Origin of the sequence: Thalassotalea sp. Y01 (genome assembly GCF_012932945.1) — a bacterium.
In the GTDB taxonomy this organism is placed as follows: Bacteria; Pseudomonadota; Gammaproteobacteria; order Enterobacterales; family Alteromonadaceae; genus Thalassotalea_A.
Genome location: NZ_JABBXG010000005.1, coordinates 83,741 through 97,440, shown reverse-complemented (window position 1 = coordinate 97,440; position 13,700 = coordinate 83,741). Strand labels below are relative to the sequence as shown.

At 42.9% G+C, this 13,700-nt stretch carries 11 protein-coding genes; 3 read left to right on the top strand and 8 right to left on the bottom strand.

The annotated features are described in order from the left end of the window. Positions 1–64 precede the first annotated feature (64 nt). Genes rlmM through HII16_RS08720 form a run of 4 tightly spaced genes read right to left on the bottom strand, consistent with a single transcriptional unit; the run spans position 65 to position 3,063 of the window. Complete coding sequence (gene rlmM, locus HII16_RS08735; RefSeq protein WP_169129357.1) at positions 65–1,153, bottom strand: 23S rRNA (cytidine(2498)-2'-O)-methyltransferase RlmM; 1,089 nt, start codon at positions 1,151–1,153, stop codon at positions 65–67. Beyond that, the gene (locus tag HII16_RS08730) at positions 1,153–1,518 is read right to left on the bottom strand and encodes a DUF423 domain-containing protein (protein WP_169129355.1); all 366 of its coding nucleotides are present in this window, start codon (positions 1,516–1,518) and stop codon (positions 1,153–1,155) included. The genes rlmM and HII16_RS08730 overlap by 1 nt, the downstream gene beginning before the upstream one ends. After that, positions 1,515–2,150 carry an alpha/beta family hydrolase gene (locus HII16_RS08725; protein WP_211183466.1) on the bottom strand — a complete coding sequence of 212 codons (636 nt, stop codon included), beginning with the start codon at positions 2,148–2,150 and terminating at the stop codon, positions 1,515–1,517. Before HII16_RS08725 ends, HII16_RS08730 begins: the two co-directional genes overlap by 4 nt. A gap of 4 nt (positions 2,151–2,154) precedes the next feature. After that, positions 2,155–3,063: a transcriptional regulator GcvA gene (locus tag HII16_RS08720; RefSeq protein ID WP_169129353.1), complete on the bottom strand. Its 909-nt coding sequence runs from the start codon at positions 3,061–3,063 to the stop codon at positions 2,155–2,157. A 218-nt stretch (positions 3,064–3,281) separates the two neighbouring features. On the opposite strand from HII16_RS08720, the gene HII16_RS08715 reads away from it, so the two are divergent. Continuing rightward, on the top strand, positions 3,282–3,569 hold the full coding sequence (locus HII16_RS08715; protein ID WP_169129351.1) for a hypothetical protein: 288 nt from the start codon (positions 3,282–3,284) through the stop codon (positions 3,567–3,569). Between the two features lie 90 nt (positions 3,570–3,659). Here the strand turns inward: HII16_RS08715 and cysB are convergent, their stop codons facing one another. The 3 genes from cysB to HII16_RS08700 form a co-directional block, all read right to left on the bottom strand. After that, positions 3,660–4,634, bottom strand: coding sequence for an HTH-type transcriptional regulator CysB (gene cysB, locus HII16_RS08710; RefSeq protein WP_135437474.1), 975 nt, complete (start codon positions 4,632–4,634; stop codon positions 3,660–3,662). 258 nt (positions 4,635–4,892) lie between these two features. Beyond that, positions 4,893–7,553, bottom strand: a complete 2,661-nt coding sequence (gene topA, locus HII16_RS08705) for a type I DNA topoisomerase (protein WP_169129349.1) — start codon at positions 7,551–7,553, stop codon at positions 4,893–4,895. A gap of 397 nt (positions 7,554–7,950) precedes the next feature. Next, positions 7,951–10,689, bottom strand: coding sequence for an invasin domain 3-containing protein (locus HII16_RS08700; protein ID WP_169129347.1), 2,739 nt, complete (start codon positions 10,687–10,689; stop codon positions 7,951–7,953). A 231-nt stretch (positions 10,690–10,920) separates the two neighbouring features. Between HII16_RS08700 and HII16_RS08695 the strand changes: the two genes are divergently transcribed. Both HII16_RS08695 and HII16_RS08690 read left to right on the top strand, forming a co-directional pair. Beyond that, positions 10,921–12,261 (top strand): dicarboxylate/amino acid:cation symporter, encoded by a 1,341-nt coding sequence (locus tag HII16_RS08695; RefSeq protein ID WP_169129345.1) that lies wholly within the window; start codon positions 10,921–10,923, stop codon positions 12,259–12,261. Positions 12,262–12,512: 251 nt separating this feature from the next. After that, positions 12,513–12,860: a hypothetical protein gene (locus HII16_RS08690; RefSeq protein ID WP_169129343.1), complete on the top strand. Its 348-nt coding sequence runs from the start codon at positions 12,513–12,515 to the stop codon at positions 12,858–12,860. An 80-nt stretch (positions 12,861–12,940) separates the two neighbouring features. On the opposite strand, the gene HII16_RS08685 is transcribed toward HII16_RS08690, so the two are convergent. Continuing rightward, positions 12,941–13,474 carry a tetratricopeptide repeat protein gene (locus tag HII16_RS08685; RefSeq protein ID WP_169129341.1) on the bottom strand — a complete coding sequence of 178 codons (534 nt, stop codon included), beginning with the start codon at positions 13,472–13,474 and terminating at the stop codon, positions 12,941–12,943. Positions 13,475–13,700: the final 226 nt, after the last annotated feature.

The window sequence follows — 13,700 nt, the reverse complement described above, 5'->3', positions numbered from 1 at the left end:
TAAAGTATTAACATAAAAAAAGGCCGACATTTGTCGACCTTCTGATGCATATTGGCAATAACGATTATTTATTGCCCAATACACGCACGTGTACGGTCACCTCTTCACGATCATAGTAGAGGTGTTTAGCATACATTTCGTACCAGATATCATGCTCAGACATAGTATCTTTGATTTGCTGCAAGTTTTTCATAACTTGCTGATAACGCGCTTTACCCGGTTGCAGTTTTAGATTAAACATAGCTTCTTTGCAATCACCATCAACAATCCAGCTAGCCATCAATCGGGCAACACGAGTCGAGTTTTCGATCATATCGCAAACCAACCAGTAGTTGTTCTTCTTCGATGGACGAAACTTAAAACCGTCTTGCTGATAGTGTTTCACTTGTCCGGTATCCATTAAGCTATCGGCCATAGGCCCGTTATCAACGGCTTTGACCATCATACCGCGACGCACCAACTGATAGGTCCAGCCTCCGGGTGCCGACCCCAAATCTACCGCATTTAGGCCTGAGGTCAGACGCGTATCCCATTCCTCGCGCGGTATAAAATACAAGAAGGCTTCATCAAGTTTTAAGGTTGAACGGCTCGGCGCTTTTGAGGGAAACTTTAACCTTGGTATGCCCATAGGCAAATTAGAACTGTTGGCTACATAGGAATAACCTAGTTGCACGAGTTGTCCTGAGAAAAATAAGGCATGTAAATTGGTTGCTCCACGGCCTTGTTCACCCTGCTCTTTTTCAGCGAGAATGCCAGATTTGCGCAAATGCTGACGCAATGGCACAGACAACTTACGAGAAAATTTGCTTAATGCTTTGCCATCATTGGTATCTAAGGTTTCAACCCGTAAGTCTTCATAACGAAAGTCATCGCCAAGTTGCTCGGCAATCGCCTCAACACGGTTGTATTCAGGTAATTCTAATGGTTCGCCTAAGGCCGCGAACCATTGGCGAGCAAAAATCAGGCGGGTTAATGGTAGCTTTTGAATAAGCACGTCTACCTGACTTTGTTCATAAACATGAAATTCCACCAAACCTTCATTTTTCTTCAGTTTGATAAACCCGTAGATATCATTCCATCCGGCTTTTTCTTGTATTTCTGCCGCACACTCGTTTTCAAAACCGGGACGACAATATAAATAAATGACATTCATTAATGTTTTTTTCCTATAGAAATAGCCAAGCATAACCAGCCTAAAACAAAAGCTATACCACCGACTGGAGTGACATTAGCCAAAAAGCCGATATGTAAGAAGCTTTTTGTAATGATAGAGCCACAAAACAAGATTATGCCAGTCACAAACCCATAACTGGCGACTTTTGCGGATATATGTTGATCAAATAAGCTGATTGACGACACTAACGCCAATATATGAACAAAACCAAAACTGACGGCAATGATCAGGTTTTTCAATGTTTGCGGCGGCAAATCATTGGCCCCATGAGATAACCACGCGCTGAATAATACCAGACTTGCACCGCTGACGCCGACAAATGCGGCTAAGCTGGCTCGGATCATGAGTGTTGCTCCAAAAATTGCACCATAGATGAAATCGCTTGTGCCAAATGTTGCTGATGACTATGACCTGAACGAACTCTTGGTTTCAAATCATGATCGCCATCGGCGAAAAATTGCAATTCAATTGTCTTGGGTAACTGATAACCGTCAATATCCTGCTTATTACCCAGCGCGTCTCTGTCACCCTGCAATATAAGTACTGGCTTAGTCGTCTGAAGTAATGGTTCCAACCTGGTTTTTTCAAGCTTTTTTGGCGGGTGAAACGGGTAACCTAAAGCGATAACCCCATGTACTTTTTCATCATTGCTGACTAATGCCGCTACTCTAGAGCCCATCGACTTACCTGCGACAAACAACGGTAAATCATCATTATATTTTGCCAATCGTTCAGCAAAACTTTGTTCGAGCGCAGGCATCCGGTTTGGCGGTCGGCGTTTGCCATCGAGCGCCCGTTGCTGCATATAAGGAAAATTGAAGCGATATACATTAATGCCTTTGGCGACGAGGCCATTGGTCACAATCTGCATAAACTCGCTGTCAAAACCAGCGCCAGCACCATGGGCGAAAATAATCGACGCTATGGCGTTGTCGGCTTTATCTAAATGCCATGTTAAATCGTCAACAACACTCATTGGACTAACCAGCCTCCGGGTTAAATTGTTCTTGCTCTGCGGCTTGTATCACCCATTCAATGAACTGTGCGATCCGCGGCGTATCTAAATGCTCATCACGGCAGACCACATAATATGCGTCTTTGTTTACTAAAACCTGTTCAAATGGCATCACTAACCTGCCGGCATCAAGTTCTGGTTTGGCTAAAGTATTATTTACCAAAGCGACGCCTTGACCGTGAATCGCCGCTTGCAGTACCAATGCCGAATGGCTAAAAATCGGGCCTTGTTCCACTTTTTTTGAACTCAGTCCGCAGGACTTGTACCAGCGCTTCCAGTCTTTTCTTGAGCTATCATGCAGTAAAGTATGATGCTGTAAATCATCTACATTGATGATCGGCTGTTCTGAGGTTAATAACATCGGCGAGCATACTGGAATCAAATACTCGGTAAATATTTTTTGTGCATGAACATTGGGCCAAGGGCCCCGGCCGTAGTAAAAAGCAATATCGACACTGTCGACTAAGGTATCGTCTTCGTCATCATCGGCTTTGATACGCACATCAATATCAGGATAGAGTTTATGAAACTCACTTAATTTTGGCACCAACCATAAAATCGCTAAGCTCGGCTGAATACTCACGGTGATCGCGCCCTTCTCGCCTTGCGCCAATAACTTTTGCGTCGCATCCTGCAACGCGATAAAAATATCTTTAATGTCGAGAAAATACGACTGCCCTTCTTCGGTTAGCAGCAAAGCTCTATTTTTGCGTTTGAACAGCTTTATACCCAAAAAGCTTTCCAACGCCTTGATTTGATGCGATACCGCAGCTTGAGTAACAAACAGCTCATTGGCAGCCTTGGTAAAGCTAAGGTGTCTTGCTGACGCTTCAAAAGACTTTAAGGCATTTAATGGGGGTAACCGAGTCGACATGTGTATGATGCATGGTTCCATTACAATTTCTAATGCGAATTATACGTGCGTTTGTGATCGACATCTACGCTTTGTTTACAAAATATGGTGGTTTCAGCCTGTTTGTAACCGGCTTTTGTGCACTATTACAAAGCATTACAAAGCGGATCAAACCGTTACTTGTTAATTTAATGTTGCACTGGTTTAATAGCCGCAGTTAAGAAACGAGGGTTATTCAAATGAGAAACATTAAAAAGACTTTAATTGCAATTGCAACGGTATTACCATTCTTCGCATTTAATGCTGCTGCTGAAGATTCAGCTGTTACTCAGCAAGAAGCACAGCAAATTCGTGTTGCTGCTATCAGCGTAGAACAATCTCTTGAGCAAATGCGTAGCGACATCAAAGCCGAAGAAGAAGCGGTTGAAGTGACTGCCATGACACAGCTAAACGTTGAATACATGGATATGGAAGTTGAAGAAGATCTTGAGAACAACGAAGAGTATCAAGAACTTGTTGCTGACTAATCATCACAACACCATAAGCATATAGAATTCACAAAAAAGGCGCCCTACGGCGCCTTTTTTAATGCGTAATTATCTATGCTTTTAAAGCCGTTACTTTAATGGTAATTCAACATCGCCAATCAGGCGTTCAATTTCTTCATTATTTTTCAGCAACATAGCTTTAGTAACAATGTCTCGATTTAAATGCGGTGCAAAACGCTCGATAAAATCAAACATATAGCTGCGCAAGAAGGTTCCACGTCTAAATCCAATCTTGGTTGTGCTAGGCTCAAATAAATGGCTGGCATCAAGAACCACTAAATCACTGTCTTGTACCGGGTCAATGGCCATTGTTGCCACCACACCAATACCAACACCAAGACGAACATAGGTTTTGATCACATCAGCATCGGTTGCAGTAAAGACGATTTTAGGGTCAAGCTGAGCACTTTGAAACGCTTTATCAAGCACGCTGCGACCGGTAAAGCCAAATACATAAGTAACCAATGGATACGCTGCGACATCTTGCATGGTGAGTTTGCTAACTTGCGCCAACGGGTGGTCTTTAGTAACAATGATACTGCGATTCCAGTGGTAACATGGCAACATGATCAAATCGTTATACAAATGCAAAGACTCAGTTGCAATGGCAAAATCGGCATCGCCTTTGGCGGCAGCATCACTGATTTGCGCAGGTGTACCTTGATACATGTGCAAAGATACTTTGTCGTATTTCTTAACAAAGCCCTTTATCACTTCCGGCAACGCATAACGAGCTTGGGTGTGCGTCGTGGCAATACGCAATCTGCCTTCATCAGGTTGGGTGTATTCACGAGAAACCGCTTTTATACCTTCAACTTTAGAAAGGATGTCCGAGGCGATACGAATAATCTCATGACCAGCCTGAGTAACATGTGTCAGGTGTTTACCTGAGCGACCAAAGATTTGCACCCCTAACTCATCTTCCAACATACGAACCTGTTTACTAATACCAGGTTGCGAGGTGTAAAGACTCTCTGCGGTTGCGGAAACATTAAGATTGTTATTTAAGACTTCGACGATGTATCTGAGTTGCTGCAGTTTCATATTGTAATAAACACTCCATTTCTTAGAATTAAAATATATAACAATCATCGATACGGATCTAGCCTTTTGTATACTTTTTGTTATAAGAATGTTTATTTATATAACTCTTACATCTAAATTTGCACACAGATCCAACAATATGCTGTGATTTCATCCGTAATCAGCCGCTATTCACCGCACACCATAGAATTCAGCACAGACTATCGCCCATAAAAAAACCGGCCATAAGGCCGGTTTTTGAGTTAATGATTACGTCTATTATTTCTTGCCTTTGCTGGTTTTACTCGCTTTTGACTTTTTCGTCTGCTCTTCAACCCACTTACCATCAACATATTTGGCGACCCAACCGGTGGCTTTACCATCGATTTCGGTCATAACGTATTGCTCTTTATTCTTTCTTGAATAACGAACAATATAATCGTTGCCATCACCATCTTGTTGCGGCGCATCAGCTAAGTAATAGAACTTAGGTGAAATCCTATCGCGAAAACGATGTAACTCAGCTACTTTTGGCGCTCTGGTTTCCCTTGATTTAGGGAATGTACTGGCGGCAAGGAAAATACCTGACGCCCCGTCGCGCAATTTAAAGAACGCATCTGACTTTTCACATTTTAACTCAGGTAAATCAACTGGATCTTCTTTTGGCGGCGCAGCTTCACCGTTCGCCAAAAGTTTACGGGTGTTTTTACATTCTGAGTTAGTACAGTCAAAGTACTTGCCAAATCGGCCGTTTTTAAGTTCCATATCGCTGCTACAGCGATCACACTCTAATACCGGACCATCATAGCCTTTGATCTTAAACTCGCCTTTCTCAAGCTTGTAACCATCACAAACCGGATTATTACCACAAACATGCAGCTTACGAGATTCGTCGATCAAATAGCTGTCCATCGCTGTGCCACATTTGTCACAACGCTTCATCGCCATAAGCGCTTCGGTTTCACGGTCTTCTGACAACACGCTCACCGCTTCTTCACCTGGCGTTAAGTTCATGGTTTTGGTACAACGTTCCTTAGGTGGTAAGTTGTAGCCAGTACAACCTAAAAAAACACCGGTAGATGCGGTACGTATACCCATTTCACGGCCACACTCAGGACATTCAATATTGGTTAAAACTGGCAAGTTTTGCTGCATGCCACCTTCATCCATGTCCTTGTCTGCTTGCTCAAGCTGACCGGTAAAGTCACTATAAAACAGGTTTAAAACATCTTTCCAATAGCTTTTGTCTTCGGCAATTTCATCAAGCTGACTTTCCATATTGGCGGTAAAGTCATAATTCATCAGGTGCTCAAAACTGCCCGATAGTGCATCGGTGACAATTTCACCCATTTTTTCGGCATAAAAACGTTTGCTTTCAAGGCGCACATAACCACGATCTTGAATGGTCGAAATAATCGCCGCATAGGTTGATGGACGACCAATGCTACGTTTTTCTAGCTCTTTAACCAATGACGCTTCACCAAATCTTGATGGCGGCTTAGTAAAGTGCTGTTCAGGATCTAAGTTGATCAAGGTCAGCTTATCACCAACTTGTAAGTCTGGTAGGTTTACGTCTTTATCGCTAGCACTCTTACCTGTTGAACGACTGTGTACTTTTGTCCAACCGTCAAAACGCAAGACTTTACCTTTGGCACGCAACTGATAGTCTGCTGCGGTTATCGTTAAGGTGGTTAAATCATAGCGAGCGGCGGTCATTTGACAGGCGACAAACTGACGCCATATTAAGTCGTACAATTTACGCGCATCAACTTCCATTTCGCCAAGCAATGCCGCTTCTTTAGTCACATTTGAAGGTCGAATCGCCTCATGCGCCTCTTGCGCATTAGCTTTAGCGCCATAGGTTTTAGCACTGTCTGGCAAATAGTTTGCGCCAAAATTGTCATTGATGTACTGGCGACAATTATCAACCGCTTCTTTTGATAAATTAGTTGAATCGGTACGCATATAGGTAATATGGCCTGCTTCGTATAAACGTTGTGCCAACATCATGGTTTTCTTCACCCCAAAACCAAGTCGGGTACTTGCCGCTTGTTGCAGGGTTGATGTGATATATGGTGCAGACGGCGTGCTCTTAGATGGCTTATCTTCGCGTTTAGTAACCGCATAACTTGCGTCTTGCAAAGTCGCTACCGCGTTCATCGCGTCTTTTTCATTATCGACTTTAAAGGTGTTACCGGCGTGTTTACTTACCGCCAGTTTTAACGCATCACCAGCTGCTGTCGTGGTATTGGCATCAATATCCCAATATTCTTGTGGAACAAACGCTTTAATGTCACGCTCACGCTCAACAACCAGTTTAACGGCGACAGACTGTACGCGTCCCGCAGACAAGCCACGAGCAACTTTCTTCCATAATAGTGGGCTTACCATAAAGCCAACAATACGGTCTAGGAAACGGCGCGCCTGCTGCGCATTTACGCCGTTCATATTTAATTCGCTTGGTTGTTCGAAGGCATCTTTAATGGCACTTTGCGTGATTTCATTAAACACCACACGACGAAATCGTTCGTCATCACCACCAATAACTTCTTTTAGATGCCAGGCAATCGCTTCTCCCTCGCGATCCAAATCCGTCGCGAGATAAATAGTGTCGGCTTTCTCTGCCAGCTTTTTAAGGTCATCAACTACCTTTTCTTTGCCAGGCAATACCGCGTAAGTAGCTTGCCAATCTTTTTCAGGGTTAATACCCATACGATTAAACAAAGCGACTTTTTCACGTTTCTTTTTATAGCGCTCCTTTTGCGCAGGCGTCATCTTGCGAACTTCCGCAGGAGATTTGGTTGCTGCTTTCTTGCCACCTGAAGTTGGAAGATCGCGAATATGACCAACGCTAGATTTCACCACGTAGTCTTTGCCCAAGTACTTGTTAATTGTTTTCGCTTTGGCTGGCGACTCCACAATTACCAGAGATTTAGCCATAAATTTGTACTTTCCTTTATGCCGGTTTCAATTGCCGGTACATCTAATATGCAAGATATAAAATTTAACAGTGAGTCGTAAATTACTCTGCTTATATATAGATACATATACAAGCGATTGTTATTAGGTATATATGTAAAATTTCCCAGTGACAAGCACTAATTTTTTTAAAAAGTGGAAATTTGATTATTAGATAGGTTCAAAATTACATTTTTCAAGGCGCCATAATAATCAAAACTTTACGGCATAATAAAGAAAAAAATGTGAAAAATATCAATTTGATGGCTATTCGCTTAAATAAAAAGCAGTTTGCCAATAATTCGACTTACTTATAAAAATTAATTATCAGATATAAAAAAAGCCTCCGAAGAGGCTTTTTATGTCAACTGTACTGATGTTACGGTGTAACTGCCGAAATCACAATTGGATAGGCTGTAAACACCGTAGTATTACCTGAAGGTGTTGTCACTTCCACTACCAGAGAACCATTTTTAGGCTCGTCTTCACCTTCAATAGTGACACTAAACGCACGACCACCGTTATGGTTATCGTTAGGCCAAACAAAGGTGTCAGGACCCACAATAGAGCCAGCAGTCGCAGTAAACTCAACAACAGTACCTTTTGGCATTGGTTGATTATGCAAATCAGCAATTACAACACTTGCCCAAGCTGAGTTTTCACCTTGAATGTTAACCACACCGTCGTTATCAACACCATTGACAGGATCGGCATCCGTATCACCGTCACCATTTTGTGTCCACAAGGCGTTACTACCAGACATCACTAATCTGATTTCACCACGGACAGTCAATGATGTTTGCTCTGCACAGCCTTCTGCTTCGCCAAGACCATCTGCACATAAACTACCGTTGTACATCGCATCAGCGGTTTCATAAGTGCCTGAATTGTCGAAATCAACATAGGTTTCATTCTCAGCACCAGCGACTGCACGGTCGAAAACACCGTCTTCGTTGTGATCAACAAATGCTTCAGGTAAATCATATGGATTACCAGCTACATCATTATTGTTTTGAAAAGCTTGCAACTCTGTTTGCGCATGACCGGCAAGAACCGTGCTGCCATCAAAGCGACCATTACCGTTCAAATCTACAAAAGATTCTTCGCCAATAGCATGCGCCAATATCGTCGCACGGCCACCGACACGGTTACCTAAGCTTAAATCAATTGGATTATTAACCGCAGGGGTTGCACCTTCAGGGCCTGTTGGACGAGGCTCTTGACTGGTCCAAACTACGGTACATGCACCTGCCATGATCACACATGACGGTTCAATAGAACCACCTTCAGTGGTAAAGGAAACCGCAGTGCCATCTGGCGCAGGGTTGTTAAATGCATCGGCAAGACGTGCGGTAATAACCACTTCGGTACCATCAACGTCCCAACCTTCTGGGTTCACCATTTCAGCAGACAAACTAAAACTGTCTTGATCAGGGATACCCGTTGAGATAACCAACAAGCTTGATTGCGATGAAATCGCAGGAACCAAGCCATTAATGGTTGCGGTCACACGCACTGACGTCGCAACCGTGCCTGAATTAACAACGGTTTGCACCACCCCTTCGCTATCTGTTGTGGCCTGAATTGGGTCAAGAGCAACACCACCAAGATCGGTATTTAAACCAAAATCAACCAATGTATTAGGCACAGGGTTGCCGTTAACATCTAACACACGGAACTTAACCGTAGAACTCTCAGTACCACCCACGCCTTTCAGAGAAATGTTTGCAGGAGAGGCACTTACGAACTCGATACTACCCGCATCGGCTGGCAATACATTAACAGTAACGCTTGCCGTTAGATTAACACCACCCGCGTTAGCTGAAACATTAATTGGATCATCGCCAACACAACCTTGTGCTAGATAGGTGCTGCTTGCACTACCGTTTGAGGTGGTGACTGGAGAGCTTAATGTTGCAGAACCAGCGATTGCACAGTTTGAACTGAACTCGACGTCGACAGGTAAGCTATAAACGTTACCCATATCATCATTGATATCGACTGTGACAACCGTTGTACCACCAGCGGAAACAGTGGCTAAAGAAAGCTCAGCAACCCCTTCATTAAACGGGTCACCACTACCCATCTGCAGGTCGGTAGCACCAATCACAATGAGTTTCTCACCCATTTCGCCACCTTTTAAGGTCGCTTTAACGGTGCCAGCACCTAAATTATTGCCAGCGTAGATATCTACGATAGCTTGGTTTTGATCATCGGTGATCGCCGTTGAAATAGGAATTTCCCCTAAGTCGGTACTAAAAGTAACGATAACTGGTTCGCTAACACCGGTTACACTGGCAATCAATTGACCTGGGGTTGTTGCATTGATCGACGAAATTTCGTTCATCGTGCCAGGTTCAACCATGATTACATCGACGGTTACCGCCGAAACTTGGTCGCCTTCGGTAGCAAATCCGACGCTGTCAACTTGCCCATTACTGGTGGTTGCTGTGACGGTACCTGCCCCTTTTACATCACCAGCAGATAGCATGATAGTCGCTATTCCGTTTTCATTGGTCAACGCTGTACCACTGGCGGGATTTAAAACACCAATGGTCGATGAAAACGTGACAACATCTCCAGCTAACGGAGTCCCAGCATCTAACACTGTTGCCGTTACTGTTGCAGGGTTATTCCTATCAATGGAGGTTCTATCAATATCGATACTTACGGTGACTGTATTAAAGTCCCCTCCACCAGTTGATGGTTCAGTATCTAATCCATCCCCGGCAGATTCAAAACCAATACTGGCGCTTTCACCACTATCGATACTAGCGGTAACACTACCTGCACCTTGCACGTCGCCAGCAAGCAAGCCGATCGTGGCTTTACCATTGCTGTCAGTTAATGCGGTTGCAGATTCAACGTCAAAAAGGGCAATATCAGAATCGAAACTGACTACCACGCCTTGCTGCGCTTCACCGTTAGATTTAACGGTTGCGGTAACAGTTGCTGGGGATGTTGCACTAAGACTTGTATTGTCGATTTCGACTTCAATGGTTGTCGTCGGTTGAGTCGGGTCGGTACCTTCCTCATCCTTACCAGTAAACGAATCACCATCACAAGCTGTAAGAAACACTAGCGCGAACAGGTAAAAAAGATGCTTAAGCGGCTTCATAAAAAGCTCTCTCCCTGAATTTATTGTTATTTTGTCAGAAAACATCTTAACCGATTAAATACAAAATAGTTACCTTTAAATACAAAATTTTTATTGTCGTTAACGAGGCTGTTAGGCAACATGATGTGCGTCATAAAAAGTCAGGCAATAGAATTAACAAAGACTTAACAATTGAAACGAAAATAACGTAGAATTGTCTGAATACATTAAAAATTCAACAAGAGTTGTTATATGAACAAAGAAAGCGCAAATAGTTTAACGGCCCGCATTGTAATTGGCATGATCGCCGGTATTGGTCTGGGTTTGTTGTTCAAGGCCATGCTGCCCAAAGATGGAGATCTCATTATTCCTCTTGGCCTTTTTGATTTTTACGTCCGAGGTTTTTTCGTTGATGGATTATTTGAAATTGGTGGGCAAATATTCGTCACCAGTTTAAAAATGTTGGTAGTACCATTGGTCTTTGTCTCATTAGTGTGCGGTACGTGCTCTCTTACGGATACCTCAAAAATAGGAAGCATTGGCGGTCGAGCGATTGGTTTATATTTGATCACCACTGCAATAGCCATCACCATCGCTATTTTTGCTGGCTTGCTGGTCGCACCGGGTGAAGGGGTCAACATGACTTCAGAAGTCACCTTCGCCGCCGCAGAGGCACCGACCTTAGCACAAGTGATTATTGGTATGTTCCCATCAAACCCTTTTGATGCCTTCGCCAAAGGTAATATGCTGCAAGTTATCGTGTTTGCTTTGTTGTTTGGTATTGCGGTTGCTTTAGCCGGTGACGCTGGTGAGCGCATTTCAAAGCAATTTGAAGACTTAAATGAAGTTATCATGCGTCTTGTTGTTATTTTGATGAACCTTGCACCTTACGGTGTGTTCTGTTTGATGACCACCTTATTCGTTAAGCTCGATCCAAGTGCATTTGCTAATCTGGCGGCATATTTCTTTACCGTTTTGGGTGTATTAATTCTGCATGCCTTGCTAACCTACCCGACATTATTGAAAGTATTAACCGGCCTAAACCCGATAATCTTTATTAAGAAAATGCGTACCACAGCAATGTTCGCGTTCTCAACTGCAAGTTCTAACGCAACCATACCGTCCACATTAAATACCACGACGAAAAAGCTCGGTGTTGGTAATTCTATCGCCTCGTTTACGGTACCTATGGGTGCCACCATTAACATGGATGGTACGGCGATTATGCAAGGTGTGGCAACGGTCTTTATTGCTCAAGTATTTAACGTAGACCTTACTGTCACCGATTTCCTTATGGTGATTGTTACTGCAACCCTAGCGTCGATTGGTACCGCGGGTGTACCGGGTGTGGGTCTTATCATGTTAGCCATGGTATTAGCACAAGTTGGTTTACCAGTTGAAGGGATTGGTTTGATTATTGGTGTTGACCGCCTGCTTGATATGGTACGCACCGCTGTTAACGTGACGGGTGATTCTATGGTTACCGTTGTGGTTGGTAAAGCTGAAGGTCAGTTTAACCAAGATTTATATAACAGTGTCGATGATACCCGTGGTGATCGCATCGATTTTCATCACTTAAAAGACAAATATTAGACTAGCGCTATGTCGAAGCACTACGAAAAACAAAAAAGGCTGGTTAATACCTAAGCCGATTACCTAACGTGGATCTAATTGAAAGCGTCAAACTACTAGTTTAGTTTGACGCTTTTTTACATTAGCTGTTTACAATTGCTACTGAATCATTAGGATGAACATAAGCGAGCGGAAAACTTCCGCTTTGAGCGAGGAAGAGACCTTCGGTTAGATACTCTTTGACAGTTCGATAAGAATAACTAAGTTAGAATATGCAAAAACATTATTTATTGGTTTTAGCCTTTATTTTCGGGTGTTCACCTTCTTGGGAGGAGGCTCCTTACGAAGTTTACTGGGTTGATGGTGCTAAAAAATTAGGGTATCGAGTCAGTGATGGTGCTTATATTTCTCGCATCGATGAGCCTGTAAATATAGAGACTAACCAAGACTTTATTTCTGTGTATGCCTGCCCTAAGAACGTTTGCAATTATTTTTATATTGATAAAGTCAATGATCACAAATTTGCAGATCACGATGAATTTGTTTTCGGCCCATACACAAAGAGGCAGTTTTCAAAGGTGGCAGAGAGCATGGGATTGCCAAAATTAGCCAAAGATTAAGGGCTGAAACGAGCGATAAGCGGAAGTTATGGGAATTACAAATCTATTGAACCCTAGAAAAGATAAATACTTATAACAAGCTATATTTGTTCAATTCGTGTTGAAAATTTTTCTTTTAGTTTACTTGCTTTTTCTTGTGCTTGTTTATGTCCTTGCTCAGCCGCTCTGGTGTACCATTTAAACGCAAGATTGTCGTCTTGTTTTACTCCGACTCCATTTTTATAAAAGTTTGCGAGATTGTATTGGCAGTACGCTTCTCCATGTTCCGCCCCAATGGTGTACCATTTAAACGCTAAACTGTAATCTACTTCTCCCCCTCGGCCTCTGTGGTAAAAATACGCGAGACTAAATTGAGCCTTTGTATGCCCTTGGTTGGCGGCTTTTGTGTACCACTTGACTGCTTTTTCATGATCTCCCCAGGGGCTATCATGTAGAAGCCCAATCTGGTATTGGGCAATAGCATTTCCTTGTTCGCCAGCCTTTACAAAATACCGATAAGCTTCAGCCTGATTTTTACTTTCCTGAGCTTTTAAAGCCATGTCTAAATAGTTTATTTTATCGGACGCTGCTAACGATAAAAGGGATGTCACGGTTATTATTAGTCTTCGTTTCATATCTGCTTTTTAGTCTTTCTTGATTATTATATTAACAATAAGGATGCGGAGCTTAGATTGCAACTGTTTAGTTAGTGCTTATTTTTTACACAGAAAATTAGCAAAATAATTCCAGCTATTAACTTCCGCTTATGGCACAAAACGGCCCCTCAAAGCCACCTCGAAACGAAGGGAGATCCCATCCAAAGGCATGATGGGATGACGGTGAATTCTTTCTATATATGAA